Raw genomic sequence first — 25,681 nt, forward strand, 5'->3', positions numbered from 1 at the left:
CACCTACGCCGACCCCGCCCACCACCTCACCGGCATCCTGCTCACCCAGGTCGGCGCCTCCACCCCCGACTCCATGCACCTCATCCACGACTTCTGGACCACCCTCTACCAGGCCATCGACGACTGAGACCGCGCCGTCACCAGGCGTACCACCGCGAAGGAGCACACCACCGTGTCCATCACCCTCACCGACCAGGACGAACTCACCATGAGGACCGCCGCCCACGGCGCCGTCACGCTGCTGGCCGCCACCGACGCCACCGGAAAACCCCACAAGATCGCCACCGCCGGCTCCATCGCCCTGACCTCCGCCACCGGCCTGGTCGGGCACGTCCTCGCCGGAAAGCCGACGGGCATGGACCTGACCGGCAGGTCCGTGGCGGACATCGCCGACCACGTGCTGCCGGCCCTGACGGCGACCATGAGCCTGCTCAGGAAGCAGGCTCCGGCGGAGGCCGGCACCTTCCGCAGCACTATCATCGTCGCCATCGAGGCAGCGGCCCGGACCCACCGGGGCGAGCCCGGTCCCGCCCTGACCGACATGGCCCGCAGGATCACCGCGGCCCTCGACGCCGCCTGACGGGACGGCGACCCGCGCGGCCACAGCGTGTCGCGGGGTCCCGTCCGGGCCCCGCGGCACGCTCATCCCCGCACCACCCGCATCAACGCACCACCCGCACCATCGCACCACCAGCACCTCCCGCACCTCCCGCCCCGACTTCCCGCCCCGACTTCGCCCACCGGCTTCCCGCACCGGGCTCCCGCATCGAACGGTCCTGGCCACCGCCCACCACGAGACGAGCGCACCGATGATCACCCCTGAGATACCCGAGCTCCGCGAGAGCGCCCGCCGGCGTGCCGCCGCCCGCCCGCTCGGCCCCGCACTGGCACACGTGGAGGACCTCCACGGGCCCGGCGGGCTGCCGCTGCGCCGCTACCGGCCCCGCGAACAGGCGCGGCCGCTGATGGTGTTCGCCCACGGCGGCGCCTTCGTCATGGGCGACCTGGACACCCACGACCGCACCTGCCGGCGCCTCGCCGAGGCATGCGACGTCGAGGTGCTGGCCGTCGACTACCGGCGCGCCCCCGAGCATCCCTATCCGGCGGCCATCGACGACGTGGCAGCGGTGGTGCGCTGGTCGCGCCCGGCGGCGGTGGCGGGCGACAGCGCCGGCGGCTACCTGGCGACCATGGCATGCCTGCGGCTCCGCGACGCCGGTGACCCGCTGCCCGCCGTACAGATCTTGATATGTCCGAACACCGACCTGACGCTCTCCCAGGCCAGCGTCGCCGAAAAGGGCAGCGGATACGCGCTCGACGCCGACTTCCTCACCTGGGCCATCGCCCAGTGGGCGCCCGACCCCGCCGACCGCGTCGCCGCCAGCCCGCTGCTGAGCCCGGACCTGTCCGGCATGCCCGGCGGCCTGGTCGTGACCGCCGAGCACGACGCGCTGCGCGACGAGGGCGACGCCTACGCCCGCCGCCTCGCGGAGGCCGGCGCGCGGGTGACGCACCGGCAGGAGCGGGGCCTGGCGCACGGGTTCATCCAGAACATGGACCTGACCTCCGCAGCGGCGGCCGCCGCGCACGACCGGCTGTTCCACGACATCGCCACCCTGATCCACGGATGAGGGTGGCGATGGCCGGGATGCGCGGGAGCTAGCTGCCGACCGGTTCGGCGCGGAGCCGGGCCGAGTGCTTGACCAGCGTGATCAGCACCTCCCGGCTGGACTCCCGCTTGCGGGCGTCGCACATGATGATCGGGATGGAGGGGCTGAGCTGCAGCGCCAGGCGTACCTCCTCCAGCTCGAACGTCGGCGCCCCCTCGAAACAGTTGACCGCCACCACGAACGGCGTGCCCCGCCGCTCGAAGTAGTCGACCGAGGGGAAGCAGTCGGCCAGGCGCCGGGTGTCGGCCAGGATGACCGCGCCCAGCGAGCCCTCGGCCAGCTCGTCCCACACGAACCAGAAGCGCTCCTGCCCGGGCGTGCCGAACAGGTACAGGACGTAGTCGTTGCCCAGGGTGATGCGGCCGAAGTCCATCGCCACGGTGGTGGTGCGCTTGGCCTCCACCGAGGTGAGGTCGTCGACGCCGATCCCGCGGTCGGTCAGCACCTCCTCCGTGCGCAGCGGCCGGGTCTCGGAGACGGCGCCCACCATCGTCGTCTTGCCCGCGCCGAAGCCGCCCGCGACCAGGATCTTGATCGCCGTCGGCAGGCGCGGACGCTCAGAGCGAGCGAAGACCATCGAGCACCGCCCTGTACATCTTCATGTCGTGCATGTCCACCTCGGATTGTGGTTCCTGCGCGGAGACGAGCTCTCGGTCGAACAGGTCGCCGAGCAGCACCCGGATCGTGCCGGCCGGCAGATCGAGGTACGCGGCGATCTCGGCGACGGACTTGGGCTCGCGGCAGAGCTGCAGGATGCGCAGATGCTCGGGGTCGAGCCCGGCGTCGGGGCCCGGCGGCGGGCCTACGGCGAGGGCCATGGAGATCAGGTCGAACCGGCCGTGCGCGGGCTGCGTGCGGCCACGGGTGACCACGTAGGGCCGGATGATCTCCGGATCCACCCAGTGCTCGTCGGTCGGCCCGTCCGTGCCGCCTCTCACCGGTCGCTCCCGGCGGCGGCTCCGGCGTTGCGGGCGCCGGAGGTGAGGTACTGGCCGACGCGGGCCACCAGCATCGCCATCTCGTACGCCACCAGCCCGATGTCGGCCTGCTGGGCGCACAGGACCGCCAGGCAGGCGCGCTCGCCTGCCGCGGTCACGATGAGGAACTGGCTCCGCCACTCCACGACCGTCTGGCGTACCGCGCCTCCGGAGATGTGGTCGGAGACGCCCTTCGCCAGGCTCTGCAGCCCGGAGGCGACGGCGGACAGGTGCTCGCCGTCGGTCCGCTGCAGCCCGGCGGAGGAGGCCATCAGCAGGCCGTCGGACGACAGCACGATGGCGTGCTCGGCCTCCTTGACGCGGCCGACGAGATCGTCGAGCAGCCAGTTGAGGTCGGTGCCCGCAGTGGGGGTCATGACTCACCTCCGGGCGGCTGCTCTTCCAGCATCTTGGCGGCTTCGCTGCGGCCAAGACGGGTGCCTGACTGCAGAGATCCCATCATTCTGCGGATCTCCTCCGGCGAGCGCTCGTCATCGTCCTCCTCGAAGTCGGGCTGCGTGGGCGTGTCGTCCCGCAGCGCTGGCGCCAGGTTGGCCTGAGGCACCCGGAGGGGCAGCCCGTTGGACGTGAACTCGGCCACGGGCTGGTGCTCCGGCTCGGCGGTGGGCGGCGGCTCGGGAGCCGCTTCCACGGGGCTGAGCTTGGGGGCGGGCCCAGGAGCGGGCCCGCGGGCGGGCTCAGAAGCGGGGGCCGGTGCGGGGCCCGGGGAGGGTGCGGGGGCAGGAACGGGCGGGGAAGCCTGACGCGCCGGCTTGAGCGTGCGGACGTTCTCCGCGGCGACCGGCCGGGTCGCGGTGGCCACGGCCGTCGTCCGGCGCGGCAGCCGCTCGCGCTGCCCGCTGTCCTGCGGCTCGGGCGCGGGGTCGAGTTGCACGAGGTCCTGCGGCAGCAGCACCACGACCGTGGTCCCTCCGTACGGCGAGGCCTTGAGCACCACCTGGATGTCGTGGCGCCTGGCGAGCTGGCTGACCACGTAGAGGCCCAGCCGGGCGGTGCCGGAGATGCGGAACTCGGGCGGGTCGGCGATGCGCGCGTTGTTGACCTTGAGGTCCTCGGGCTTCATGCCGAGGCCGCGGTCCTCGATCTCGACGACGTAGCCGTTGGCCACCAGCTGCCCGCTGATCTGCACGTTCGTGTAGGGCGGCGAGAACGACACGGCGTTCTCGATCAGCTCGGCGAGCAGGTGGATGACGTCACCGACGGCACGGCCGACCAGCACGACGTCGCCCATCGGCATGAGCGTGACGCGGGTGTAGTCCTCGACCTCGGCCAGGGCGCCGCGGACGACGTCGACCATGGGGACCGAGCGGCGCCACGTACGGGCGGGGGCGGAGCCGGACAGCACGATGAGGTTCTCGGCGTTGCGCCGCATCCGGATGGCGAGGTGGTCGATCCGGAAGAGCTCCTTCAGCTCCTCCGGGTCGGTCTCGCGGCGCTCCATCACGTCGAGGACGGTGAGCTGCCGGTGGACCAGGCCCTGCGTCCTGCGGGCCAGGCTGAGCAGGATGTCGCGGATGCTGCGGCGCAGCTCGGCCTGCTCGGCGGCGACGCTGATGGCGGTGCGCTGCACGGCGTTGAACGCCTGGCCCACCTGGCCGATCTCGTCGTCACCGAAGTCCAGCGCCGGCACCTCCTTGGCGAGGTCGACCTCCTCGCCGCGGCCGATGCGCTCGACGACGCCGGGAAGCCGTTCGTCGGACAGGTCGTGTGCGGCGTCGCGCAGCTTGCGCAGCTGGGCGAGCAGCTGCCGGGTGGTGGTGATCGACAGCACGATCGAGGCCACGACCGCGATCAGGCCGAGGCCACCCGCCAGGACGAGGCGGACGATGACGCCGACGGCGCCGGGGATGGACCGGTCGACGAGGCGGTCGCCGCCGTCGGTGATGAACTTCTCCAGACCGGTGCGGGCCGCCTCGGTGGCCGCGCGCCACTCGGCGCCCGTCACCGTGGGGGACATGCCGTCGGGCTGCTGGGCGAGCTGTTGTTCCAGGCCGCGCAACTGGGCGACGGCGCGGCTCTTCGCCCAGGCGTTGTACGCGGCCGCGTCCTCCGCCGGGAGCTGCGCCGCGGCCTGGTAGAGGGAGATGCGGGAGAACCCGGCCAGCTCCACGAACTCGGTGTGCTCCGACGTGGTGAACCGGCCCTTGGCCAGCGCACCGGCGGCGATCGCGTCGGCGCGGGACAGGTATTCGCTGGCCCGGCTGATCGCGAGTATGGTGCGCGCGTCCTTGGCGATCTCCTTGTCGTCCAGCGAGGCGACCGAGTCGAACATGAGGTAGAGCGAGTCGATGATCTGGTTGAAGGAATCGGCCGTCTGGTCGCGGTCGGCGCGTGCGGAGTCGACCGACTTCCTGAGCGCCTCGATCCCCTGCGCGCTCCTCAGCGCCTCGTCGATGCGGCGCGTGAGCAGATCGTCGGCCGCGAACTGGACGCTGGCGCTGGTCGCCGACTCCGTGAGTGCCGCGCGCGCCTCGTCGGTCCTGGCCCGTTGGTCGCGCATCAGCTTGTCGGGCCCGCGCTGGCCGGAACCCAGCGCCACCAGGGAGAGGCGACGCTCGCGCTGCAACTCGGCGAGCAGGCGCTCGCTGGGCTGCACCGCACCGCTGTCGACGGTCGTGGCGCCGAGGAGGTTCACGCCCTCGCGCAAGGTGACCCAGGCGGCGAACCCCCACAGTGCGATCAGTGACACCAGCAGGGCTGTCACCTTTGTCCGCACGCTGACGTTGCGCAAACGCATATTTAGCCGTCCAGGTCGGGGGTTACGTTAAGCCAGATGTCAAGGCGCTCGGGTGCATTTCGAGGCTTTGGCACCGGGATACCTTAGCAATGCCTCAAATCCAGCTCAAGGCGAGAAAATCCAGTACGGGAGATTACGTCCGGGTTTGACCTGTCGAAACCATCCTTGCATGGACATAGCGAGCCGCCAGGATGGCTGCCTGGACGACTGCTATCGGGGTGTAAAGGTCCTTGTCATGCCATAATGGTGGGTAATCCGACATTTCGCCCGATAGTTGGAGAAATCGGTGGCCGCGGGCGGCGGCCTGGCGGTGCCGCTCTTCGACGGTACCGCCGTTCACGGCCTCGGGCAGCAACAACGTCTGCATCGCGTACGCGGTCTCCTCGGGCGTGCCCTCCCAGCGGCCCCACGACCCGTCGGGGCGCTGCGACGACAGCACCCAGGCCCGGGCCCTGGCCACCGTGGGGGCGAGCCCTGGCCCGCCGTACTCGCTGAGCGACAACACGCAACTCAGTGTGGCGTAATACGGGGACGCGTGCCAGCGATCATCCCAGCTTCCGTCCGGCCGCTGCCGCTCCACCAGCAGGCGCGCCAGCCTTTCCCGGACGTCCGCGTACGCGTCCGCGCGGTCCGGCCCGGAGGCGGCGTACGCGCCGAACGCGTCGAGGACATGGGCGTTCACGCTGATGGAGAAGCCGTCCTCGCCCTGCCACGTGCAGAAGTGCCCCCCTGTGTCGAACGCCAGCAGGCTCTCCGGATCGCGCGCCATCCCGTGCAGCGCCAGCGCGTACAGCGCGACGGAGGTCGTGTCCGCGTCCGGGGGCAGCCCCGCCCCCGCCGGCGTGCCGCCGGGGCCGATCGCCGCCCTGAGGTCGGCCACCATCTCCGGCGGAACCTCGACGGGCACGCCCGCCCGGGCCAGCCAGCTCAGCACCCAGCCACGCTCGAACACGGTGATGGGCAGCCCGACGGGGACCGGCCCGCCGTATCTGGCGACGACCGCCTCCAGATGGCTTCTCGCCGAGTCGGCGTCGAGCAGGGCGCCCGTGCCGAGCCAGGCGCCGCCGAGCCAGGCGGCGGTCGCGGCGGGAGAGGCTCCGACCGTGCCGATGACCGTCGGGCGGACGAAGCTCGATCCTCCCGACGCGGGACCGGCCACCTCGAGAGCGTGGAGCAGCTTCTGCGGCGGCTCGGCCCCGGATGACAGCACGCGACGGACCCGTTCGACGCGGGAGGAGTCCAGGCCGGGCGGCAGGGGGAGCGGCTCGCCCACGGGGTGCGCGTTGATGAGGGCGATCAGCGCCGGGACGATCAGATCGGCGGCCGGCATGTCGGGCAGATCGGTCATCCGGGGGAGCTGCCGGCGCAGCGCCGCCAGCCCCCTGCCGGCGGGCTCCGTGGCCCCGACGGTGAGCAGGGCCTCGGTGGCGCTCAAGGTCGGCACCACGCTGTAGCCGCCCGGCGCGCCCCAGGCTCCGTCCGGACGCTGGGTCCGCGTGAGATAGTCGATGCGCTCGCCGTGCCCGGTCAGCCACGGGGCCAGCGTCACCAGCCGCCCCGTCTCGTAGACGGACGCGGACACCTGACCCCATGGCATGGCCATCAGCGTGGCGATCAGCGAGTTCGCCTCGCGGGCGACGTCCACGGACTCGCGGGCGACGTTCACAGCTCTCCCCAATAGTCGGAAACGCCGTAGAAACCGGTGTTGAAGCCGATCTGGCGCTCCAGGTAGACGGCGGTCCGCGGGCTGGTCGCGTGGATCGGCGCGATCAGCCCGGCCGCCGTACGCGCGTGCCGCGCCATGCGCCGCGTGACCTCGTCACGCCCCGCGCCCAGCGTCAGCGCGTTGGCGTCGCCCCAGCGGGCTTCCCTGTCGTACGTGCTCAGGTCGTTCAGCAGCCGCAGGTAGTGCTGCACCTCGTCGCTCGCCTCGCGTACGACGTCCAGGTGGTCCAGCGTCCACGTGTCGCCGGTGTAGAGCCAGTGCGAGAGGTTGACAAACGAGGAGCCACAGCTGTCCGCGTTGGCCAGGTACTCCTCCAGGGCGGGCGTGGCGCTCGACTCGCGCCAGTCCCACTCCTGGAGCATGGCGATCAGCACGCGTTCGAGCTGGTCCCGCCAGCGCGGGTCGCCTCCCAGGTCGTCGCGGAGCGCGGCGAGGTCGGCGGCGAGCGGGCCGCGCGGCGCCGCCCCACCCGCCACCGCCAGGCACTCCTCGGCCAGCGCGGCCACCTCGTCGCGGGTCTTCGCGACGTAGTCGACCTGCAGGTCCAGTGCGAACACCCACAGCGCGGCGCGGTTGACCGCCCAGAGCCGTCCCGCGGAGGCCCAAGGGGAGCCGAACGCGCCGACCAGCCCCAAGGACTGGAAGAAACCGGCGTCGAACGGCTTGGCGGGGAAGAGGTCCGGGTGCTCGGCGGCGTGCGCGGCGAGCCGGCGGGCGCACTCGACCGCCAGCGCGCTGGTCCTGCCGAGCTCGGCCGCCGCGCCGAGTCCGGCCGGGCCGGCGCCGGTCATGCCGGGGCCGGTTGTGCCGGGGCCGGTCATGCGGCACCCGCTGGAACGAGCGTCATCGACAGCCCCTTGGGGGGCCGCAGCGTCGAGGCCAGCCGCGGAGTGATCGGGCCGGTCGTGTGCAGCAGCGGGCGGTACTTGCACAGGATCCCGGCGATCAGGAGCAGGGCCTCCATCATGAACAGGTGCGGTCCCAGGCAGACGTGCGGTCCCGCAGCGAACGGGAAGTACGCGTACCGGTGCCGCGCCCGGTCGTTGCCCGGCGCGAACCGCTCCGGATCGAACTCCAGCGCCCGGTCCCAGAACTCCGGCAGCCGGTGCGTCAGGTACGGGCTGAGCACCATCGTGGCCCCGGCGGGGATCTCGATCCCGTCGATGTGATCGGCCCGTGCCGCCGTCCTGGGCAGGATCCAGCCGGGCGGGTAGAGGCGGACCAGCTCGTCCACGAACATCTTCAGGTACGTCAGGTCCTGCAGGTGCGCGACCGTGACCGGGCCGCGCCCGACCACGCGGTCCACCTCCTCGTACACCCGGGCGGCGATCTTCGGGTGCGCGTCCAGCACCGGCCACACCCAGGTGAGCGCGGTGACGGAGGTCTCCGTGGCGGCGCCGTGGATGGCCACCATGTCGTCCCTGATCAGCCTGTCCGCGTCCGCCTCGCCCGGGCGCGCGCGGACCAGCCTGGAGACCAGGTCGGCATCCTCTTCACGCCGCGTCTTGGCGTACTGGATGCGGGGGTAGACGACCTCGTCGATGGTCCTGATCGCCCGCTTGAACGCCCGGTCGCCGGGCAGCGGGAAACGTTCCGGCACGGAGGGCAGCAGCAACCGGAGCGACCTGGCCGTCACGCCCGTGTCGTAGGCGGGGGCCAGGCGGCCGATGTCCTCGTCGGAGATCGTCGCCCCGAGGAACAACCGCACGATGGTCGGATGAATCAGGGTGGAGATGAGTTCGCCGATGTCGAAGCGGCGGCCCGGCACCAGGGTGACGTCGATCAGGCCGGTGATGATCTGCGCCATGTGCCCGGCGAGCGAGTTGACGTACCTGGCGGTGAACACCGGCTGAAGGATCTTCCGGCTGGCCGCCCAGCCCTCGCCCTCCGACAGGATGCCCTGGCCGAGCAGCGGGGCCAGCGGGTCCCAGAACATGCCGGCCCGGACGTAGTTCGGCTGGTTGGTCTTCAGGACGTGCTGGACGTGCTCGGGGTGGGTGACGAGGTAGGGGCGGAAAGGGCCCATGTTCAGCCGGACGAGCTCGCCGCCCGCCCGCCTGCTCGCCTCCTCGAAGGCGTGTACGGGTGTTCGCGCGTGCCTGGCCAGTGATCGGAGGAACGGAAGGGTTCTTGCCCGACGCGACGATACGCCGCCCAACGACACCGCGGACCTCCATGATGTCCGTCTCAAACGACGGACATTTCCTGACAAGCGTCAATCTATGGGGTGGAGTATCACATGCTTCTGCATGTAGATTCAAGATCGTATCCGGGTAGGAGCACCCATTGAATCGCAGTCACCGCTTGGCCGGCGGCGCCGTGGCCCGCTGCCGGCGCCTGGTCGAACCGGCTCTGAGGGAGGCGATCGCGGCCCTGCACCCCTGGGGTGCCAGGATGTCCGCGTACGCCCTGGGCTGGTCCGACGCGGACGGCCGGCCCGACACCGGGCTCGGCGGCAAGGGCGTGCGCCCCGCCATCGCCATGCTCGCCGCCGAGGCGGTGGGCGGCACCGCCGAGTCGGGGCTTCCCGGCGCGGTGGCGGTGGAGCTGGTGCACGCCTTCTCGCTGGCGCACGACGACATCATCGACCACGACGAGCGGCGGCGGCACCGCGACGCCCTGTGGAAGGCGTACGGCGTGGGCCCGGCGCTCGTGACCGGCGACGCGCTCCTCGCCCTGGCCGTCAGCCGGCTCGTGGGCTTCCCCGAGGCGATGCGGTACCTGTCCGCGGCCCTGATCGAGCTCGTCAACGGGCAGACCGCCGACATGGCCTTCGAGAACCGCCCCTGGCGCGGGGCCCGGGCGGTGACGATCGACGAGTACACGGCGATGGTCGCGGGCAAGACCGGCAGCCTGCTAGGGGCCGCCGCGGCGACCGGGGCGTGCCTGGGCGGCGCGCCGGAGCTCGGCGAGCGCATGTGGGAGGTGGGGCGCGACCTGGGGGTGGCGTTCCAGATCGCCGACGACATGCTGGGCATCTGGGGCGATCCGCATGTCACCGGCAAGCCCGTCTACAACGATCTGCGGCGCGACAAGAAGACGATTCCCGTCCTGGCGGCGCTCGCCGCGGACCACCCGGCCGCGCGCACGCTGTCCGCCATGCTCTCGGACGGCCTCTCGGGGGAGGACGCGGTCCGCCACGCCGCCCGCCTCGTGGAGGAGGCCGGGGGCCGCGCCGCCGCCCAGGCCCTGGCCGAGCGGCATGTCACCGCGGCGCTGGCGGTCCTGGACGAATGCCTGCCGGAGGCCACGGAACTGCGCGCGTTGTGCGACTCGCTCGCGAACCGCATCCACTGACCTCCGGCGGCTCCCCGTGGAGGGGTGCCCGGCACCCCTGAACGGGCGCCGGGCGGCCGGCCGCGGCGGGCGTGCCCCCGTCAGGGGCGGGAGGCCTCGTCCAGGACGGCCAGCTCCTCCTCGCTCAACTCCAGCTCCGCGGCGGCCAGGAGCGGCTGGAGCTGGGCCACGTCCCTGGCGCTGGCGATCGGGGCCGCGACCGTGGGCTGGGCGGCCAGCCAGGCGAGCGCCACCGTGGCAGGAGCCGCCGAGCGCTCGGCCGCGACCTTCGTCAGCGCGTCCAGGGTCCGGCGCCCGTACTCCTTCTGGAGGTACTCCGCCGCCAGCCCGGCCCGCGGGCTGTCGACCGTCACGCCGGGCGCGTACTTGCCGGTCAGGAAGCCGCGCGCCAGCCCGAAGTACGGCGTGCTGGACAGCCCCTCCCGGGCCACCACGTCCCGCAGCCCGCCCTCGTACCCCCGCTCGACCAGGTTGTACTGCTGCTGCAGGGCGACGTACCTGACCAGCCCCTCCTCGCCGGAGACCTTGAGCGCCTCCGCCAGCCGGTCGGCCCCGTAGTTGGACGCCCCGACGTGCCGGACCTTGCCCTCGCGGACCAGCGCGTCGAACGTCGCCAGCGACTCCACCAGCGGCGTGTCGTGGTCGTCCACGTGCGCCCAGTACAGGTCGATGTAGTCGGTACGGAGCCGGCGCAGGGAGTCCTCGACCGCCGTCCTGATGGTGGCCGGGGCCAGGCCCTTCAGCCCCTCCAGCATGCCGACCTTGGTGGCGAGGACGACCGAGTCGCGGTTGCGGCGCGCGTGCAGCCACTCGCCGATGATCGTCTCCGAAGTCGACTCGCCGGTCGCCCAGTACGGGTAGACGTCGGCCGTGTCGATGAAGTTGCCGCCGCCCTCGACGTACGCGTCCAGGACCTTGAACGAGGTCTCCTTGTCGGCCGTCCAGCCGAAGACATTCGTACCGAGCGATATCGGGAAAACGGACAGGTCCGTTGTGCCTATTGATCTCATCCCGCCATTATCGGCACCCCCTCGCGGCCGGCCCGGGGCCACCCCCGCACCACGAGCCGCCCCTCCGGCCCCGTCGGGGATGGGGGTCTGCCGTTCTCGGGATGGCGGCGAACTCGCAGGTGGCGCTATGGTGCGAGCTGTGGTGATCGGTGACGCGCGCACGCGCATCCTGGACGCGGCCGAGGAGCTGTTCGCGGGCGGCGGCTACGAGGCCACCCCCACCGCGGTCATCGCCCGGCTCGCCGAAGTGCCCAAAGGGCTGATCTTCCACTACTTCCCGCGCAAGATCGACGTACTCGTCGCCCTCGTTGACGAGCGCACCCTGGTCGAGGAGGGACGCGAGGTCGACGCCGTGCCCGGCGACCCCGCGCGGACCCTGTCCAGGCTCGCGCGCGGCCTGCCCCTGCGGGCCTCACCGGCGATGCGGCGCATCCTGTTCAGGGAGGCCGACACGCACGGCTCCGTCAAGGAGCGGCTCGGCCGGCTCAACGGCGAACTCATCAGGCGGGCCAGGTTCGCGCTGGAGCTGGCCCTGCCCGGAGCCCGCGGCGACGCCGCCAGGCTGGAGGTGGCGGCGGCCACGTTCGCCGCCGTCCTGCTCTACCAGGAGAACCTCTGCCAGCTGACCGGGCACCAGATCGACCCCGACGCCGTCGCGGAACTCATCGCCCACTCCCTCGTCTAGCAGCTCGCCGAGCGCCGCACGCAGGTGGCCGAGCAGCCCCCACACGTCGTCCACCCGCTCGGGACAGGCCACGACGCCGAAGTCGAGCATGCCGTCGTAGGAGAAGCAGGTGATGGTCAGGCCGCCGCTCATGTCGGTCAGCACCGACAGCGGATAGTACGACAGCACCCTGCCGCCGCACAGATACAGCGGGAACCGCGGGCCGGGCACGTTGCTGATGACGAGGTTGACCGGCGGGAACGCCGTACCCGCCAGCCGGAAGAGCGCCGGCGTGGCCAGCCCCGCCAGCGGCGCGGGCAGCACCGAGCACAGCTCGCTCAGCCACGTCGCCGGGGCCCGCGCGAAACGCCGCTTGGCCGTGGCCATGGCGGCGCCAGCCGCCCGCAGGCGCTCCCCGGGATCGGAGACGTTCGTCGGCATGGGGACGACCATGGCGGAGATCTGGTTGCCGACCACCTCGCCGGCGCCGCCCGTACGCACCGCCACGGGCACGCCGACGACCAGCGGCTCCTCCGGCAGCGCGTCCCGCTCCCGCAACCACGACCGCAGCGCCGAGGCGCACAGGCCCATGACGACGTCGTTGACGCTCAGGCCGTTGGCCCGGGCGACGGCCCTGACGTCCTTGAGCGGGACCGAGCCGAAGGAGAGATGGCGGCGGGCGCTGATGGGGCCGTTGAACGGGGTGCGAGGGACCGCCAGGCCGGGCAGCTCGGGGCGGTCCTGCGGGTCACCGGCGACCCGCCGCGCGGCCCTGGCGATGCGCCGGGCCCCCGGGAGCTGCGCGGCCAGCGGGATGGCGTCGAGATCCTCGGCCGCCCTGACGACGGACTGGACGGCCCGCACCGGATGCGTCACCGCCCGCACCGCCGCCTCCGCCAGCATCGCCACCATCCCGAGCCCATCACGCCCGGCGCCGTCCCGCGCAGGCCCATCCTGCCCGGGTACGTCCTTCCGGGGCCGGTCAGGCTCGACGCCCTCCTGCCTCACCGACGTGGACGCATCCTCCCCTCTCGCCCCGCCACCACCGTCGCGCACCGCCGCTCCGGGACCAGCCGTCTCACCGCCACAGAAGGCCGCCGTCCCGGAAAGGCCCACACCCTCCACCGCGAGCCCCCGGCCCTCCACGGCGTGGGCACCCACCGGAGCGTTGGCGGAGGCGCCGGTGGGAGGGTCGGTAGGGGCGCTCGCCGGAGGCTCGTCAGACGCTTCCGTGGGGGAGCCGGCGGGAGAGTCCGCCCGAGGGCCGGTGGGAGCCTCCACCCGAGGGTCGGCAGGGGCGTCCGTGGAAGGGCCGGCGGGAGCCTGCACCCGAGAGACGGCAGGGGCGTTCGCCGGCGGGTCGGGAGGAAGGCAGGGGCGCCCGGTGACCGAGGCCGGGAGGCCCTGGCTCGGCAGGTGGCCGTCAGGGGTGAGGTCGAGCAGGGCGGCCAGCGTCTCAGCGCCCGAGATGCCGTCGATGGCGGCATGGTGCACCTTCGTGTACACGGCGACCCTCCCATCGGCCAGCCCGTTGATCAGGTGCATCTCCCACAGCGGACGCGCCCGGTCCAGCCGGCGCGCGTGGATCCGCGCCACCGCCTCGGCCAGCTGCCGGTCGTCCCCCGGCGCGGGCAGCGTCAGCTCGAAGAGGTGGCGGTCGACGTCGAAGTCGGGGTCGGCCACCCAGTACGGGTGGTCCAGCCCGAACGGCACCTCGGCCAGCCGGAGGCTGAGCGCGGGCGACAGGTGGAGGCGCTCCCGCAGCAGGCGCGCGAGAGCATCCCGATCGACCGCTCCGCCGGCCGGGTCGATGATCGCCAGCCCCGCCACGTGCGCGGCGGTGGTCGCCGTCTCGACATTGAGGAACTGGGCGTCGAGTGCGGTCAGCCGGCGCATCTGCTCTCCTTTCCCGTGCTGTGCGCAGCGTCACACGAAGGGATTTCGAGATGGTTTCCGCGAGAGTCTTTCAGATGAATTCCGGTGCGCCGTACCACCGTTTTATGAATGCCCAGCTCAGCCTGGATCGGTGACAATTACCTATCCATTGACCACCTCAATGGGATGCCGGACGACGGCGTCGAAGTTGTATCCGAACGGGTGCCGCGGGGTGAAGAGCGACTGCGTGGCGCCCGTCTCGTCGGTGGCGCGCGCCATGAGCACATGAGCCCCCGTGCGGCTCGGTGCCCATGACACGTGCCAGGGCAGCCACGCGCTGACCAGGTGCCGCCCGTGGTGCTCGGCCTCGCGCCAGCTGAGCCCGCCGTCCACGCTGACCTCCACCCGGACGATCCTGCCCCGCCCCGACCAGGACCGCCCGCGCAGGACGTGTGGTCCGGTGAGCGGCAGGCGTGCGTTCCAGGCGAGCTCGAACGCGCTCTTCACCGGCTGGACGGTGACGTCCGGGTAAAAGACCGTGTTCCACGGTGTACGGAGCTCCGCGGTGGCGACCTCGATATCGCCCAGCCATTTGATGGAGGCTATTCCCACCCATCCCGGCACCACCAGCCGTACCGGGAATCCGTGGTCCGGAGGCAGCGGCTCGCCGTTCATTTCGTACGCCACCAGGACGTCGTCCATGGCCTTGCCGATCGGCAGCGGCCTGCGTACGTGCCCGTACTCCTCGAACGGCGCGTCGAGCCCGGTCGCCAGCACGTCCACCGCCCCGGGGAGCGGCCCGGCCGCCTCCAGCAGGCGCCGCAACGGCACGCCCCGCCACCGCGCGACCCCGATCCCGCCCAGCCCCCACTGCGTCCCGGGAGCGGCGTCGTGCTGCTGCGTGCCGTAGAACCGCCGCCCGTTCCCCGCGCACTCGATCGCCAGGTCGACCGTCCGCGACGGCATCGCCCGCAGTTGCTCATAGCCGAACTCGCGCGGACATCGAACCCCCGCCCCGTGCACCCGCAACCGCCACGTGGCGGCGTCGATGATCGGGGTGGAGGTGTGGTTCCGCACGAAGAACCGGTCGATCGGGGTGTGGTATCCCTGCCCCGACATGGCCTCCCACCGCATCTCCGCGTTCGTGTCGCGCACCCTGAACAGGTGGTCGGGCAGCGGTTTCACGATCGTGACCGTCGCGTGCTCCATGGTCGTCACCTCCTACTGAGTATTTCCTACCTGGAAACCATTTAATCTCCTCGGCCTGTCCTGTGGCGCCCGTCCTTGCAGATCCCTGCCCGATCCGTACGGGAACGTTCCGCCCAGCCGCCCCCGCGCTTACCCGCCGCCGGCGACTCCCTCGAAGGAATTGCCGGAAGCCCCGGCTGACACGCATGATCCCCATGGCGCTGGGGGCAGCCCGCGATCGAGCTCGACGATTGAGAAGGCGACTGAGAAGGCGACGAGATGAAGAGCTATCACCTTGATCCGCAGCGTGGCCTGGCCGGGCTGACGGTCAGGGATCATGACGAGCCCGTGCCGGGACGCGGACAGGTCGTGGTCAAGGTCCGTGCGAGCTCGCTCGGGTCACGTGATCTGGCGGTGCTGGCCGGCGCCTACCCGCTGCCGATCAGACCCGGCGTGGTGCCCGGGTGCGAGGGGGTGGGGGAGGTCGTGGCCGTCGGGGAAGGGGTCGGCCGGGTGCGGGCCGGCGACCGGGTGGCGGCCACCGTCTTTCCTCGCTGGCTGGACGGCCCGTTCGTGTGGGACAACGCCGCCCAGCTCGGGACGATGGTCGACGGCATGTTGACGGAGTACGCCGTGCTGGGCGAGGACGGCGTCGTGCCCGTCCCGGAGCACCTGTCGTTCGAGGAGGCCGCGACGCTGCCGCTGGCGGCCGTGACCGCCTGGAACGCCCTGACCACGGGCAGCGCGCTGCGCCCAGGGGCCACCGTGCTGACCCTGGGGTCGGGAGCCGTGTCGCTCTTCGTGCTGCAGCTCGCCAAACTGTCCGGCGCCCAGGTGATCATGACCACGTCCAGCGCCGCCAAGGCCGAACGGCTGAAGGCGCTCGGGGCGGACGACGTGATCAACTACCGGGATGACCCGGCCTGGTGGCAGGAGGTGCGTGCTCGCACCCACGGTGCCGGCGTGGACCGTGTCGTCGACGCGACGGGGCCGCTGGAGCAGTCGCTCAAGTGCGTCGCGGCCGACGGCGAGGTGGCCTTCGTCGGCTACTCGCTGTCCGGCGCCGAGGGAGCCCGGCCCATCGACCCGGCGACCCTGTTCGGGGCGGGCGCGGCGGTGTACCGCATCGCCACGGGCAGCCGGGCCCACTTCGTCGCGCTGAACCGCGCCGTCGAGGCCCACCGGCTGCGCCCGGTCCTGGACCGCGTGTTCCCGTTCGAGCATGTTGCTGACGCCTTCCGCTACGTGGAGTCTGGCGGTGGTTTCGGCAAGGTGGTCATCAGCCACGACTGACCGGCCGAGCGGGGCCCGAGGGTTTCCGCCTGATCAGTCGGGATCCGGCCCCACGCGTGGCCCGGTGGTGCCGGTTTCGCGACGGCCGGACGGCCTGGCCGACGGCCGGACGGCCCGTCGGTGGACACCGTGGGTGGACACTCAGGGCGCATGGGCTGTGACCAGCGCCGGCTCCTGAGCCGTGGGTGTGCGTGGCCTCGATGGGGCCGAGGTCAGGCGGGCTTCACGATCGAGGCGAACCGCTCGCCGGAGTTGAGGCGTTCGACTAAGGAGAGGACCGCGCTGCGGCCTCCGTGCCGGTTGAGCCAGCGGCTCACCTGGCAGGCGGACTTGGCGTACGTGCCCGGGTCCTTGCTCGCCGCGCTCAGCCACGCGTCGAGCGTGGCCGGGAGCGGGCCTGCCTGCGTGATCAGGCAGCGGTCCGCAGCGGGGGGAGCGACCGGGTCGCCGGCCGGAGAACGGGGTACGGCTGTCGGGCGCGCGGAAGGCGGCGCGCCGGCGTGACGGAACCGCCCTCGGGCCGGCCGGCGGATCAGCGGCCCAGGAACGCCAGGAGCCGGTCCAGCGGCCAGGTGTTGATGACGTCGTCCGTCGTCAGCCAGGCCCGCTGCGCGATGCCCACCCCGAACCGCTGGTTGCGCAGGTGGGGGATGGCGTGCGAGTCGCTGTCGATCGAGAACTTCACCCCGTGGTGCCTGGCCAGCCGCACCAGGTCGGACGGCAGGTCGGACCGGTCGGGGAAGGAGTCGATCTCCATGGCGGTCCCCGTGCGGGCGGCCGCGCGGAAGACGGCGTCCCAGTCGGCGTCCACGGCCGGCCGCTTGCCGATCTTGCGGGTGGTGGGATGCCCGATGATGTCCACGTACGGGTTTTCGCAGGCGGCGATGAACCGGCGGGTCATCTCGTCGCGTGACATCCCGAAATGGGAGTGCACCGAGGCCACGCACACGTCGAACGCGGCCAGGATCTCCCCGGGCCAGTCGACCGACCCGTCGGGCGCGATGTTGAGCTCCGTGCCGTGCAGGATCCGCATGTCGGGATATTTCCGTTGCAGCTCGGCCACCTGCCCCCGCTGCTCCAGCGCCTTGTCCAGCGTCATCCGCTGCATCGCCAGGTCGGGCGCGTGGTCGGTCACCGCGTAGTACGCGTAGCCAAGGGCGTGCCCGGCCGCCACCATGTCGGCCAGCGAGGCGATGCCGTCGGTCAGGTCGGTGTGGGTGTGCAGGTCGCCCTTCAGGTCACCGGGCTCCACCAGGACGGGCAGCTCACCGCGCAGCGCCGCCTGCACCTCGCCGCCGTCCTCGCGCATCGGCGGCGGCACGTAGCGCATGCCGAGGGCGTCGTAGATGTCCTCCTCGGAGGCGGCGGCGATCACCCGATCGCCCTCGAACAGGCCGTACTCCGACAGCTTCCAGCCCTTCTTCACCGCCATCTCCCTGATGGCGACGTTGTGCTCCTTGGAACCCGTGAAGTACTGCATCGCCGCGCCCCACGACCCGGCGGGCACCACGCGCAGGTCGACCTGGATGCCGGACGTGGTGCGGATCGAGGTCTTCTTGGCGCCCGCCGCGATCACCTCGGCGACGTAGGGCTGGGCGCGGAAGTCGGCCATGATCGACTCGGGCGCGACCGCGAGGATGTCGATGTCGCCGATCGTGTCCTTCATCCGCCGCAGCGACCCCGCGTACGCGATGCGCTCGGCCGGCAGCGAGGCCATCACCTGCTCGGCCAGCGACATGGCCGCCCCGATGTGGACGCGCCGGCCCGACTGCTCCAGCTGCTCGATGCCCTTGACCAGGTTGGCCAGCGTCTTCGGGCCGAGCCCCTTGACGCCGTCGAGGCGGCCGGAGGCGATCGCCTCGCCCAGCGCCTCGGTGGAGTCGATGCCGAAGTCCTCGAACAGCATGATGGCCGTCTTGGGCCCCAGCGTCGGCACCCGCGTCAGCCTGCGCACCCCCTCGGGCACCCGCCCGCGCAGGTCGTCGAGCTGCCGGAAGCTCCCGCGCCGCAGGAACTCCTCCATCTTCTTGGCGATCGCCTCGCCCACGCCGGGGACCGAGCGCACGTCGACCACCGAGATGTCCTCGGGAAACCCGGCGATGGCCTTGGCCGCCTTCTGGTAGCTCCGCACCCGGAAGGCGTCGCCGCCGCAGAGCGCGAACAGCTCCGCGTATTCCTGCAGCGCCGCCGCCGCCTCCTCATTCGCCCGCATGCCCCTCACCCTAAGGGTCGCCCCCGACAATCCTGGACGGCTAGAAGCGCACCTCGCGCGGCCGGTACGGGTCGCCGAGGAAGGCCAGCTCGGACTCGCTCAGCGACACCGACACGGCGGCCACGGCGTCGTCCACGTGCCGGTCCTTCGTGGCCCCCACGATGGGCGCGGTCACGGCCGGCTGGCGCAGCAGCCAGGCCAGGGCGACCTGGGCGGCCGGGAGACCCCGCTCCCTGGCGACCTGCGCGACCCGGTCGAGGATCGCCTTGTCGTTCTCCGGGTCGTACAGGAACTCGATGCGCGAGTCGGAGCCCGTCCGGGCGGTCGCCGCGGCCGAGCCCGCCCTGGCCAGCACGCCGCGCGCCAGCGGGCTCCACGGGATCACGCCCACGCCCTGGTCGGCGCAGAGCGGCAGCATCTCGCGCTCCTCCTCCCGGTAGAGGAGGTTGTAGTGGTTCTGCATGGAGACGAACTTCGTCCAGCCGTTGCGCTCGGCCACGTGCTGCGCCTTGGAGAACTGCCAGGCCCACATGGTGGACGCGCCGATGTAGCGGGCCTTGCCGGCCCTGACCACGTCGTGCAGCGCCTCCATCGTCTCCTCGATGGGCGTCTCGTCGTCCCACCGGTGGATCTGGTAGAGGTCCACATAATCGGTGCCGAGCCGCCGGAGCGAGGCGTCGATGGCGGCGTGGATGTGCTTGCGCGACAGGCCCCGCTCGTTGGCGCCCCTGCCCATGGGGAAGTAGACCTTGGTGGCCAGCACGTAGTCGTCACGGCTGGGGAAGATCGCGCGCAGCGCCTCGCCTGTCACGACCTCGCTCGCGCCGCGGCTGTAGGTGTCGGCGGTGTCGAAGAACGTCACGCCCACGTCGGCGGCCCGGCGGATGATCGGCTCCGCCTCGTCGCGCGCCAGCGCCCACTCCTGCCTGGCCGGATCGCCGTAGCTCATCATGCCGAGGCAGATCCGCGAGACCTTCAGACCGGTGTTGCCGAGTCGCGTGTATTCCATATCGCCCACGATAGGGCTCCCAGGTCAGAGGGCGGAGCGTGGGGCGATCATCGTCACGCCCGGCACCGACCCGATCGACGCCAGCGCCTTGCCGGCGTCGGCCAGCCCGATCGTGCGGGTGACGAGCTGGTCGGGATGGAGGATCCCGGCCCTGATCATCTCCAGCATCGGCGGGTACGCGTGCGCGGCCATGCCGTGGCTGCCCAGCAGCCGCAGCTCGTGGCCGATCACCCGGTCCATCGGCACCGGCGTCGGGCCGCCGGGCAGCAGCCCCACCTGTACGTGCCGGCCCTTCCTGCGCAGGCTCTCGACGGACGCGGCGCACGTCTGGGGGCTGCCCAGCGCGTCGAGCGACACGTGGGCGCCGCCCCTGGTCAGCTCCCGGACCTGGGCGGCCGCGTCACCGGCCGAGCCGTTGACGAAGTGGGTGGCGCCCGCCTGCTCCGCCAGGCCGAGCGCGTCGGCGCTGACGTCCACGGCCACCACGCGCGCCCCGGCGGCCGTCGCGATCATCACGGCCGACAGGCCCACGCCGCCGCAGCCGTGCACCGCCACCCACTCGCCCGGCCGCACCTCGCCGACCTGCGCCACGGCGCGGAACGCGGTGGCGAAGCGGCAGCCGAGACCGGCCGCCGTGGCGAAGGCCATGTCCTCGGGGACCGCGACCAGATTGACGTCGGCGTGGTCGACGGCGACGTACTCGGCGAAGGAACCCCAGTGGGTGAAGCCGGGCTGCGTCTGGCGCTCGCACACCTGCTGGTCGCCGGTGGCGCAGGACGGGCACGATCCGCACGCGCAGATGAACGGCACGGTCACGCGCGCCCCCGGCCGCCAGCCGCGCACGTCGGGGCCGACCGCCTCGACCACGCCCGCCAGCTCGTGGCCCGGCACGTGGGGCAGGACCTTGATGTCGGGGTCGTGCCCCTGCCAGCCGTGCCAGTCGGACCGGCACAGCCCGGTGGCCTCGACCCTGATCACCGCTCCGTGCGGGGAGGGGGCCGGGTCGGGCAGCTCCCGCACGTCGAGCTCACCACCGAAGACGTCAAACGCAACCGCTCGCATCTCATGAGCTTAGAGTCAGTCGCCGCAGGTCGCGCAAGGCCCGGTGGGAGGGCGAGCCGGGTTCGGTGGTGTAGAGGACGAGGCGCAGGTCGTCGCGGTCGGGCACGGGCATGACCTGGCAGATCGCGTCGATCGTGCCGACCGCCGGATGCGTGACCTGCTTGCGCTGCTCCCTGCGGATCTCCACCTCGTACCGGGACCACAGCTCGGCGAAGTGGGGGCTCAGCGCGAGCATCTCGGTGACGAGCGCCTGGATCCTCCGGTCGCCGGGGTGGCGCCCGGCGGCGGCGCGCAGGTCGGCGACCGCCGCGCGGGCGAAGCGGCTCTTCTCCTCGTCGGCGAAGTGCTCGGCGATGTCGGGGGACAGGAAGACCCAGCGGATGACGTTCCTCTCGTCGTCGGCCAGGCCGTCGAGGCCGCCCATGAGGGCGGCGGCCAGGGGGTTCCAGGCGCGCAGGTCGTAGCGGGCGTCCAGCACGTACGCGGGGACCTCCTCCAGGAAGGAGATGAGGTGCAGCAGGCTCGCGGGCACGTCCTCCCTGATCCTCGGCGCCTCCATCGCCTGCCCGGCCAGGTGGAACAGGTGGGCGCGCTCGTCCCTGCCGAGCATGAGCGCCCTGGCCAGCGCGTTGAGGACCTGCCGCGACGGGTGCGGCCCCCTGCCCTGCTCCAGCCGGATGTAGTAGTCGATCGACATGCCGGCCAGCTGCGCGACCTCCTGGCGCCGCAGCCCCGGTGTGCGGCGCCGCCCGCCGGCCGGCAGGCCCACGTCGGCGGGGCTGACGTGGGCGCGCCTGACGCGCAGGAAATCAGCGAGTTCGTCGCGGTTCATGCCTCCATCTTCGCGACGGCGGGTCGCGCGTGGGTGGCACCGCTGATACCAGCCTTCCCGGGGCTCTCCCGAACCCGCCGCGACCCGCACGAATGTGGACGCATGACGAAGATCGCGCTCATCACGGGCGCCAACAAGGGAATCGGCTACGAGATCGCGCGGCTGCTGGCCGGGCGGGGCATGACCGCGATCGTGGGGGCGCGCGACGAGGGGCGCGGGCGCGCCGCCGCCGAGCGGCTCGGGCAGCCGTACGTACGGATCGACGTGACCGACGAGGACACCGTGGCCGCCGCGGCCAAGCAGATCGAGCAGGAGTACGGCAGGCTGGACGTCCTGGTCAACAACGCCGGGGTCAGCGGCGGCATGACCGCGCTGACGCCGAGCGCCGTCTCCGTGGCGTCGGTGCGGGCCGTCTACGAGACCAACGTGTTCGGCGTGATCGCGGTGACCAACGCGATGATGCCGCTGCTGCGCAGGTCGGAGGCCGCGCGGATCGTGAACGTGTCGAGCGAGCTCGGCTCGCTGGCCATGGCGACGGACCCGGAGAGCCCCTTCTGGCAGTTCAACTCCATGGCGTACAACTCGTCGAAGTCCGCGCTCAACATGGTCACCGTCAGCTACGCCAAGGAGCTGATGGACGGCCCGATCAAGGTGAACGCGGCCAACCCCGGCTACTGCGCCACCGACCTCAACGGGAACACCGGATTCCGCACGGCGGAGCAGGGCGCGGCCGTCGCCGTGCGGCTCGCCACGCTCGACGCCGACGGCCCTACCGGGGCGTACATGGACGACGGCGGCACGCTCCGCTGGTGAGGTGTCAACACTAAAAGAGCGGACAGAGAGGAGTGATGGGAAGAGATCTGGATAAGGAGCGATTTACCGAGGCGGAGTTCGCCGCCTTCGGAGAGCGCGTCCAGGAGCAGCTCGGCATGCTGCGCGAGCTGCTCGCCACCCCCGGCTTCGGCCGTGGCCCGGTCACGGTCGGAGCAGAGCTGGAGCTGTTCCTGATCGACGGGCGCGGGCGGCCGCTGCCGCGCAACAGCCAGGTGCGCGACGCCCTCGACGACCCCCGCGTCGTGCTCGAGCTGGGCCGATACAACCTCGAAGTGAACCTGACGCCGATCCCCCTGGCGGGCGAGCCCTTCGAGCGGCTCGGCGCCGAGGTGCAGGAGACGGTCACCAAGGTGGACCGGGCCGTCACGGGCGGCGGCGCGGTGCCCATCGGCATCCTGCCCACGCTCGACGCCGAGGACTTCACCCTCGGCGCCATGAGCGACCAGAACCGCTACCGCGCCCTGAGCAGGGGCTTCAGACGGCTGCGGCTGGAGCCGTTCCTGGTCAAGATCGAGGACCTGGAGCTGTCGGTGGAGGACGTGATCCTCGAAAGCGCCAACACCTCCTGGCAGGTCCACATGCGCACGCCGCCCGAACGGTTCGCCCGCGTCTTCAACGCCGCCCAGCTCGCCATCGGCCCGGTGCTGGCGGCGTGCGGCAACTCGCCGTTCTTCCTGGGCCGGCGGCTGTGGGAGGAGACACGGATCGCGCTGATGGAGGAGGCCGCCGACGACCGGGACGTGCAGCGGCGCGAGCGCAGGGACGGGCGCGTCACGTTCGGCTCCGACTGGGTGCGCGAGGGGGCGTACGAGCTGTTCGAACGGTACGCGCGGGACTACGACCCCGTCGTGCCCGAGCTGACGGACGGCGCGCTGCCGCACGAGGTGCCCGAGCTGCGGCTGCACCAGGGCACGATCTGGCAGTGGAACCGGCCCGTCTACGACCCCGCGGACGGCGGTCACCTGCGGATCGAGCTGCGCGCCCTGCCGGCGGGGCCGTCGTGCGCGGACATGGCGGCGAACACGGCGTTCCTGCTCGGGCTGACGTTGTCGCAGGCCGAGCGGGATCTGACCGGCTACCGGTTCGCGCAGGCGTACCAGAACTTCTACCGCGCGGCCATGCACGGGCTGGACGCCAAGCTGTCCTGGCCCGGCGAGGACGCCGAGTTCGAGGCCGCCGACCTGGTGCTGCGGCTGCTGCCCGAGGCGCGGGAGGGCCTGCTCGGGGCCGGGGTGACGCCGTCCGACGCCGACCGGGCGCTGGACGTGGTCGCGCAGCGGACCCGGCTGCGCCGTACGGGCGCGGTGTGGCAGCGGGAGGCGCTGCGGCGGTTCGAAGGGGACCGGGAGCGGCTCGTCCGGCGGTACCACGAGCTGGCGCTGTCGGGCACGCCGGTGCATTTGTGGCGCTGACCCGCTGTGAGGGGGCTTTTCGTGGACCGCGCCCCTAACCGCCCGCCGTCCGGCAAACTAGGCCAAGGGACGGCAAAGTGAGGGAGATATGGCGGCAACGGGGATGGTTCCCACGGACACGGCGCCGTTGGCCCTGCGGCGGGAGACGGGCGACCTGGCCGAAGGCGCGGCCAAGCTGGCAGGCGAGATCGGCAGCTCCGGCATCGGGGAGGTGCTGGCGCGGGCCAACCGGGTCATGGTGCGCAAGGGGGCGCAGGGCGCGCTCGGGACGATGCGCCCCAAGCCCGCCGAGTGGTACGCCTTCGACGCCAAGGACGAGGACACCACCGACTGGTACCCCCAGGGCCTCACCGGCTCCGAGGAGTCCGGCTCCATCGAGGAGCCGGCGTTCCTGGTCACCTGGTACTTCAAGCCCTCGGCGGGCGAGCGCGGCATCAGGGTGTCCTTCGTCAGCCCTCGGACCCTGAAATACCGCAACGCGCTGCTGGTGGCGGCCAGGCCGGACGGCTCGTACGGGCCGATCGGCATCCACGCGGGCGGCGTCGCCTGCGACGGCGACCTGCTCTACGTCGCCGACACCACCAGGGGGCTGCGCGTCTTCGACCTCGGCAAGGTGCTCGACCTGCGTACCGCGCAGGACGACCTGGGCGACCCCGAGCGGGTCGGGCGGCACGGCGGCAGGTTCCACGCGTTCGGCTACCGGTACGTGATCCCGCAGACCGACTTCTGGCGGGTCGCGCAGCCGGGGCCGCGGTTCTCGTTCGTCTCGATCGACCGCAGCGGCGGCACGTCGCGGCTGGTCACGGGGGAGTACCGGGAGGACGATCCCGGCGGGTGGGTGGCCCGCTGGCCGCTGCCGCTGGGCGGCGGGGAGCCGGAGGACGCCTTCGTGATGGGGCATCCCAAGATCCAGGGGGCCATCTCGTGGGGCGGCAGATGGTACTTGAGCCAGGCCGCCGGCTCCTCCGCCAACGGCAAGCTGCTGGTCCACGCTGACGGCGGGCTCGAGACCAGGGCGTTCCCGGTCGGGCCCGAGGATCTGACGGTGCAGGACGGGAAGCTGTGGAGCGTCACCGAGTTCAAGGACCGGCGGATCATCTTCGGCGTCCCTCTGTGAGCCGCTCGAGGTGCTCGTACAGGACCTCGCGGTAGCGGCGGTCGAAGCCGTCGTACCGCTCGCGCAGCTCCCCGCCCGGCCAGCCGGGCGGCAGCAGCTCCGGCGGGAGCAGCGGGTCGGCCAGGAGGTGGCGCAGCACCGCCGCGGACACCAGGAAGCCCTCCGCCAGCCCGTCCGCGCGGTCCAGCGCGCGCTCCAGCCGGCGCGCCTCGGCGGCCCAGCCGTCCAGGTCCCACAGCAGGGGAGTGGGGTCGTCGTGCGGGCGGCCGTCGATCAGCGTGCACTGCGCGGTGACGGCCTCCGGCCACGCGCGCACCAGGTTGGCGGGGCGCAGCCAGGTGCCCTCGCGCAGCTCGGCCAGCCGGAGCGCGCCCATCGCGTGCCGGAACGCGGCGCGGTCGGCGGGCGCGCGCCGCTCGGCGGTGACCACGGCCACCTCCCACGTGCCGTCCCACGGCCTGGTGTGCGGGTCGCGGCTCTCGTCCTGCCTGGCCTGACGCTCGACGAGCCGCTCCGACAGCGTGTACGAGCCCCGCTCCTGGATGAGGTCGCCGGCCGCGACCATGCGTGACAGCGCCACCCGCACGGCGCCCTCGGCGATGCCGAACAGCGCGCCGATGCGCACCAGGTGGCGGGCCGGCAGGCGCGGCGGGTGGCTGCCCAGCAGCGCGCTCAGCACGGCCGATCTGGCGCTCAGGGTGTTACGCTCTTCCATCGCGTGTCGAGTATATGTAACACTCGCGAG

The 25,681-nt window shown here is 72.2% G+C and carries 22 protein-coding genes and 1 pseudogene; 8 read left to right on the top strand and 15 right to left on the bottom strand.

The features are described from left to right. Nucleotides 1-172 precede the first annotated feature (172 nt). Nucleotides 173-580 carry a hypothetical protein gene (locus tag FH608_RS21715; protein WP_139632420.1) on the top strand — a complete coding sequence of 136 codons (408 nt, stop codon included), beginning with the start codon at nucleotides 173-175 and terminating at the stop codon, nucleotides 578-580. Nucleotides 581-809: 229 nt separating this feature from the next. After that, entirely contained in the window at nucleotides 810-1,631 is an 822-nt protein-coding gene (locus FH608_RS21720; RefSeq protein ID WP_139632421.1) for an alpha/beta hydrolase, read from the top strand. A gap of 28 nt (nucleotides 1,632-1,659) precedes the next feature. Here FH608_RS21720 and FH608_RS21725 read toward each other — a convergent pair whose 3' ends face one another. From FH608_RS21725 to FH608_RS21755, 7 genes are all read right to left on the bottom strand, one after another. Continuing rightward, the gene (locus tag FH608_RS21725) at nucleotides 1,660-2,247 is read right to left on the bottom strand and encodes a GTP-binding protein (protein ID WP_139632422.1); all 588 of its coding nucleotides are present in this window, start codon (nucleotides 2,245-2,247) and stop codon (nucleotides 1,660-1,662) included. Continuing rightward, nucleotides 2,228-2,608, bottom strand: coding sequence for a DUF742 domain-containing protein (locus FH608_RS21730; protein ID WP_139632423.1), 381 nt, complete (start codon nucleotides 2,606-2,608; stop codon nucleotides 2,228-2,230). Before FH608_RS21730 ends, FH608_RS21725 begins: the two co-directional genes overlap by 20 nt. Continuing rightward, nucleotides 2,605-3,024: a roadblock/LC7 domain-containing protein gene (locus FH608_RS21735; protein WP_139632424.1), complete on the bottom strand. Its 420-nt coding sequence runs from the start codon at nucleotides 3,022-3,024 to the stop codon at nucleotides 2,605-2,607. The genes FH608_RS21730 and FH608_RS21735 overlap by 4 nt, the downstream gene beginning before the upstream one ends. Further along, nucleotides 3,021-5,357: a sensor histidine kinase gene (locus FH608_RS21740; RefSeq protein WP_226899756.1), complete on the bottom strand. Its 2,337-nt coding sequence runs from the start codon at nucleotides 5,355-5,357 to the stop codon at nucleotides 3,021-3,023. Before FH608_RS21740 ends, FH608_RS21735 begins: the two co-directional genes overlap by 4 nt. A gap of 181 nt (nucleotides 5,358-5,538) precedes the next feature. Further along, nucleotides 5,539-7,071, bottom strand: a complete 1,533-nt coding sequence (locus FH608_RS21745; RefSeq protein WP_226899757.1) for a prenyltransferase/squalene oxidase repeat-containing protein — start codon at nucleotides 7,069-7,071, stop codon at nucleotides 5,539-5,541. Further along, nucleotides 7,068-7,952: a terpene synthase family protein gene (locus FH608_RS21750; protein WP_139632426.1), complete on the bottom strand. Its 885-nt coding sequence runs from the start codon at nucleotides 7,950-7,952 to the stop codon at nucleotides 7,068-7,070. The genes FH608_RS21745 and FH608_RS21750 overlap by 4 nt, the downstream gene beginning before the upstream one ends. Next, nucleotides 7,949-9,295, bottom strand: a complete 1,347-nt coding sequence (locus FH608_RS21755) for a cytochrome P450 (RefSeq protein WP_193318553.1) — start codon at nucleotides 9,293-9,295, stop codon at nucleotides 7,949-7,951. Before FH608_RS21755 ends, FH608_RS21750 begins: the two co-directional genes overlap by 4 nt. 122 nt (nucleotides 9,296-9,417) lie before the next feature. Between FH608_RS21755 and FH608_RS21760 the strand changes: the two genes are divergently transcribed. Further along, on the top strand, nucleotides 9,418-10,428 hold the full coding sequence (locus tag FH608_RS21760) for a polyprenyl synthetase family protein (protein ID WP_226899758.1): 1,011 nt from the start codon (nucleotides 9,418-9,420) through the stop codon (nucleotides 10,426-10,428). Between the two features lie 80 nt (nucleotides 10,429-10,508). Here FH608_RS21760 and FH608_RS21765 read toward each other — a convergent pair whose 3' ends face one another. After that, nucleotides 10,509-11,438: an aldo/keto reductase gene (locus FH608_RS21765; RefSeq protein WP_139632428.1), complete on the bottom strand. Its 930-nt coding sequence runs from the start codon at nucleotides 11,436-11,438 to the stop codon at nucleotides 10,509-10,511. A gap of 127 nt (nucleotides 11,439-11,565) precedes the next feature. Between FH608_RS21765 and FH608_RS21770 the strand changes: the two genes are divergently transcribed. Further along, the gene (locus tag FH608_RS21770; RefSeq protein WP_139632429.1) at nucleotides 11,566-12,123 is read left to right on the top strand and encodes a TetR/AcrR family transcriptional regulator; all 558 of its coding nucleotides are present in this window, start codon (nucleotides 11,566-11,568) and stop codon (nucleotides 12,121-12,123) included. Between the two features lie 12 nt (nucleotides 12,124-12,135). Here the strand turns inward: FH608_RS21770 and FH608_RS54175 are convergent. Together FH608_RS54175 and FH608_RS21785 are read right to left on the bottom strand one after the other, a co-directional pair. Continuing rightward, a pseudogene (locus FH608_RS54175) lies at nucleotides 12,136-13,998 on the bottom strand (wax ester/triacylglycerol synthase domain-containing protein); the annotation flags it as partial. Between the two features lie 141 nt (nucleotides 13,999-14,139). Next, entirely contained in the window at nucleotides 14,140-15,186 is a 1,047-nt protein-coding gene (locus FH608_RS21785) for a sulfite oxidase (protein WP_139632430.1), read from the bottom strand. 258 nt (nucleotides 15,187-15,444) lie between these two features. Here FH608_RS21785 and FH608_RS21790 point away from each other — a divergent pair, with 258 nt between their 5' ends. Beyond that, complete coding sequence (locus tag FH608_RS21790; protein WP_139632431.1) at nucleotides 15,445-16,458, top strand: zinc-dependent alcohol dehydrogenase family protein; 1,014 nt, start codon at nucleotides 15,445-15,447, stop codon at nucleotides 16,456-16,458. Nucleotides 16,459-16,990: 532 nt separating this feature from the next. Here the strand turns inward: FH608_RS21790 and polX are convergent. Genes polX through FH608_RS21810 form a run of 4 tightly spaced genes read right to left on the bottom strand, consistent with a single transcriptional unit; the run spans nucleotide 16,991 to nucleotide 21,573 of the window. Next, complete coding sequence (gene polX, locus FH608_RS21795) at nucleotides 16,991-18,670, bottom strand: DNA polymerase/3'-5' exonuclease PolX (RefSeq protein WP_139632432.1); 1,680 nt, start codon at nucleotides 18,668-18,670, stop codon at nucleotides 16,991-16,993. Nucleotides 18,671-18,710: 40 nt separating this feature from the next. Further along, nucleotides 18,711-19,679 (bottom strand): aldo/keto reductase, encoded by a 969-nt coding sequence (locus tag FH608_RS21800; protein WP_139632433.1) that lies wholly within the window; start codon nucleotides 19,677-19,679, stop codon nucleotides 18,711-18,713. Nucleotides 19,680-19,703: 24 nt separating this feature from the next. Next, the gene (locus tag FH608_RS21805; protein WP_139632434.1) at nucleotides 19,704-20,741 is read right to left on the bottom strand and encodes a zinc-dependent alcohol dehydrogenase family protein; all 1,038 of its coding nucleotides are present in this window, start codon (nucleotides 20,739-20,741) and stop codon (nucleotides 19,704-19,706) included. Between the two features lies 1 nt (nucleotide 20,742). After that, on the bottom strand, nucleotides 20,743-21,573 hold the full coding sequence (locus FH608_RS21810) for a helix-turn-helix transcriptional regulator (protein WP_139632435.1): 831 nt from the start codon (nucleotides 21,571-21,573) through the stop codon (nucleotides 20,743-20,745). Between the two features lie 102 nt (nucleotides 21,574-21,675). Between FH608_RS21810 and FH608_RS21815 the strand changes: the two genes are divergently transcribed. From FH608_RS21815 to FH608_RS21825, 3 genes are all read left to right on the top strand, one after another. After that, entirely contained in the window at nucleotides 21,676-22,386 is a 711-nt protein-coding gene (locus FH608_RS21815) for an SDR family oxidoreductase (RefSeq protein ID WP_139632436.1), read from the top strand. A gap of 35 nt (nucleotides 22,387-22,421) precedes the next feature. Then, entirely contained in the window at nucleotides 22,422-23,819 is a 1,398-nt protein-coding gene (locus tag FH608_RS21820) for a glutamate--cysteine ligase (RefSeq protein ID WP_139632437.1), read from the top strand. Nucleotides 23,820-23,922: 103 nt separating this feature from the next. Further along, complete coding sequence (locus tag FH608_RS21825) at nucleotides 23,923-24,936, top strand: hypothetical protein (RefSeq protein ID WP_139632438.1); 1,014 nt, start codon at nucleotides 23,923-23,925, stop codon at nucleotides 24,934-24,936. Here the strand turns inward: FH608_RS21825 and FH608_RS21830 are convergent. After that, nucleotides 24,914-25,651 (bottom strand): PaaX family transcriptional regulator C-terminal domain-containing protein, encoded by a 738-nt coding sequence (locus FH608_RS21830; RefSeq protein ID WP_139632439.1) that lies wholly within the window; start codon nucleotides 25,649-25,651, stop codon nucleotides 24,914-24,916. The genes FH608_RS21825 and FH608_RS21830 overlap by 23 nt on opposite strands. Nucleotides 25,652-25,681: the final 30 nt, after the last annotated feature.

It is taken from the genome of Nonomuraea phyllanthi (assembly GCF_006334985.2).
GTDB lineage: Bacteria > Actinomycetota > Actinomycetes > Streptosporangiales > Streptosporangiaceae > Nonomuraea > Nonomuraea phyllanthi.

Excerpts from the sequence above, each read along its gene's own strand:
- FH608_RS21720 (WP_139632421.1), top strand. The coding sequence starts at position 810 with ATGATCACCCCTGAGATACCCGAGCTCCGCGAGAGCGCCCGCCGGCGT.
- FH608_RS21725 (WP_139632422.1), bottom strand. The coding sequence starts at position 2,247 with ATGGTCTTCGCTCGCTCTGAGCGTCCGCGCCTGCCGACGGCGATCAAG.
- FH608_RS21735 (WP_139632424.1), bottom strand. The coding sequence starts at position 3,024 with ATGACCCCCACTGCGGGCACCGACCTCAACTGGCTGCTCGACGATCTC.
- FH608_RS21750 (WP_139632426.1), bottom strand. The coding sequence starts at position 7,952 with ATGACCGGCCCCGGCACAACCGGCCCCGGCATGACCGGCGCCGGCCCG.
- FH608_RS21765 (WP_139632428.1), bottom strand. The coding sequence starts at position 11,438 with ATGAGATCAATAGGCACAACGGACCTGTCCGTTTTCCCGATATCGCTC.
- FH608_RS21770 (WP_139632429.1), top strand. The coding sequence starts at position 11,566 with ATGGTGCGAGCTGTGGTGATCGGTGACGCGCGCACGCGCATCCTGGAC.
- FH608_RS21785 (WP_139632430.1), bottom strand. The coding sequence starts at position 15,186 with ATGGAGCACGCGACGGTCACGATCGTGAAACCGCTGCCCGACCACCTG.
- FH608_RS21790 (WP_139632431.1), top strand. The coding sequence starts at position 15,445 with ATGAAGAGCTATCACCTTGATCCGCAGCGTGGCCTGGCCGGGCTGACG.
- polX (WP_139632432.1), bottom strand. The coding sequence starts at position 18,670 with ATGCGGGCGAATGAGGAGGCGGCGGCGGCGCTGCAGGAATACGCGGAG.
- FH608_RS21800 (WP_139632433.1), bottom strand. The coding sequence starts at position 19,679 with ATGGAATACACGCGACTCGGCAACACCGGTCTGAAGGTCTCGCGGATC.
- FH608_RS21805 (WP_139632434.1), bottom strand. The coding sequence starts at position 20,741 with ATGCGAGCGGTTGCGTTTGACGTCTTCGGTGGTGAGCTCGACGTGCGG.
- FH608_RS21810 (WP_139632435.1), bottom strand. The coding sequence starts at position 21,573 with ATGAACCGCGACGAACTCGCTGATTTCCTGCGCGTCAGGCGCGCCCAC.
- FH608_RS21815 (WP_139632436.1), top strand. The coding sequence starts at position 21,676 with ATGACGAAGATCGCGCTCATCACGGGCGCCAACAAGGGAATCGGCTAC.
- FH608_RS21820 (WP_139632437.1), top strand. The coding sequence starts at position 22,422 with ATGGGAAGAGATCTGGATAAGGAGCGATTTACCGAGGCGGAGTTCGCC.
- FH608_RS21825 (WP_139632438.1), top strand. The coding sequence starts at position 23,923 with ATGGTTCCCACGGACACGGCGCCGTTGGCCCTGCGGCGGGAGACGGGC.
- FH608_RS21830 (WP_139632439.1), bottom strand. The coding sequence starts at position 25,651 with ATGGAAGAGCGTAACACCCTGAGCGCCAGATCGGCCGTGCTGAGCGCG.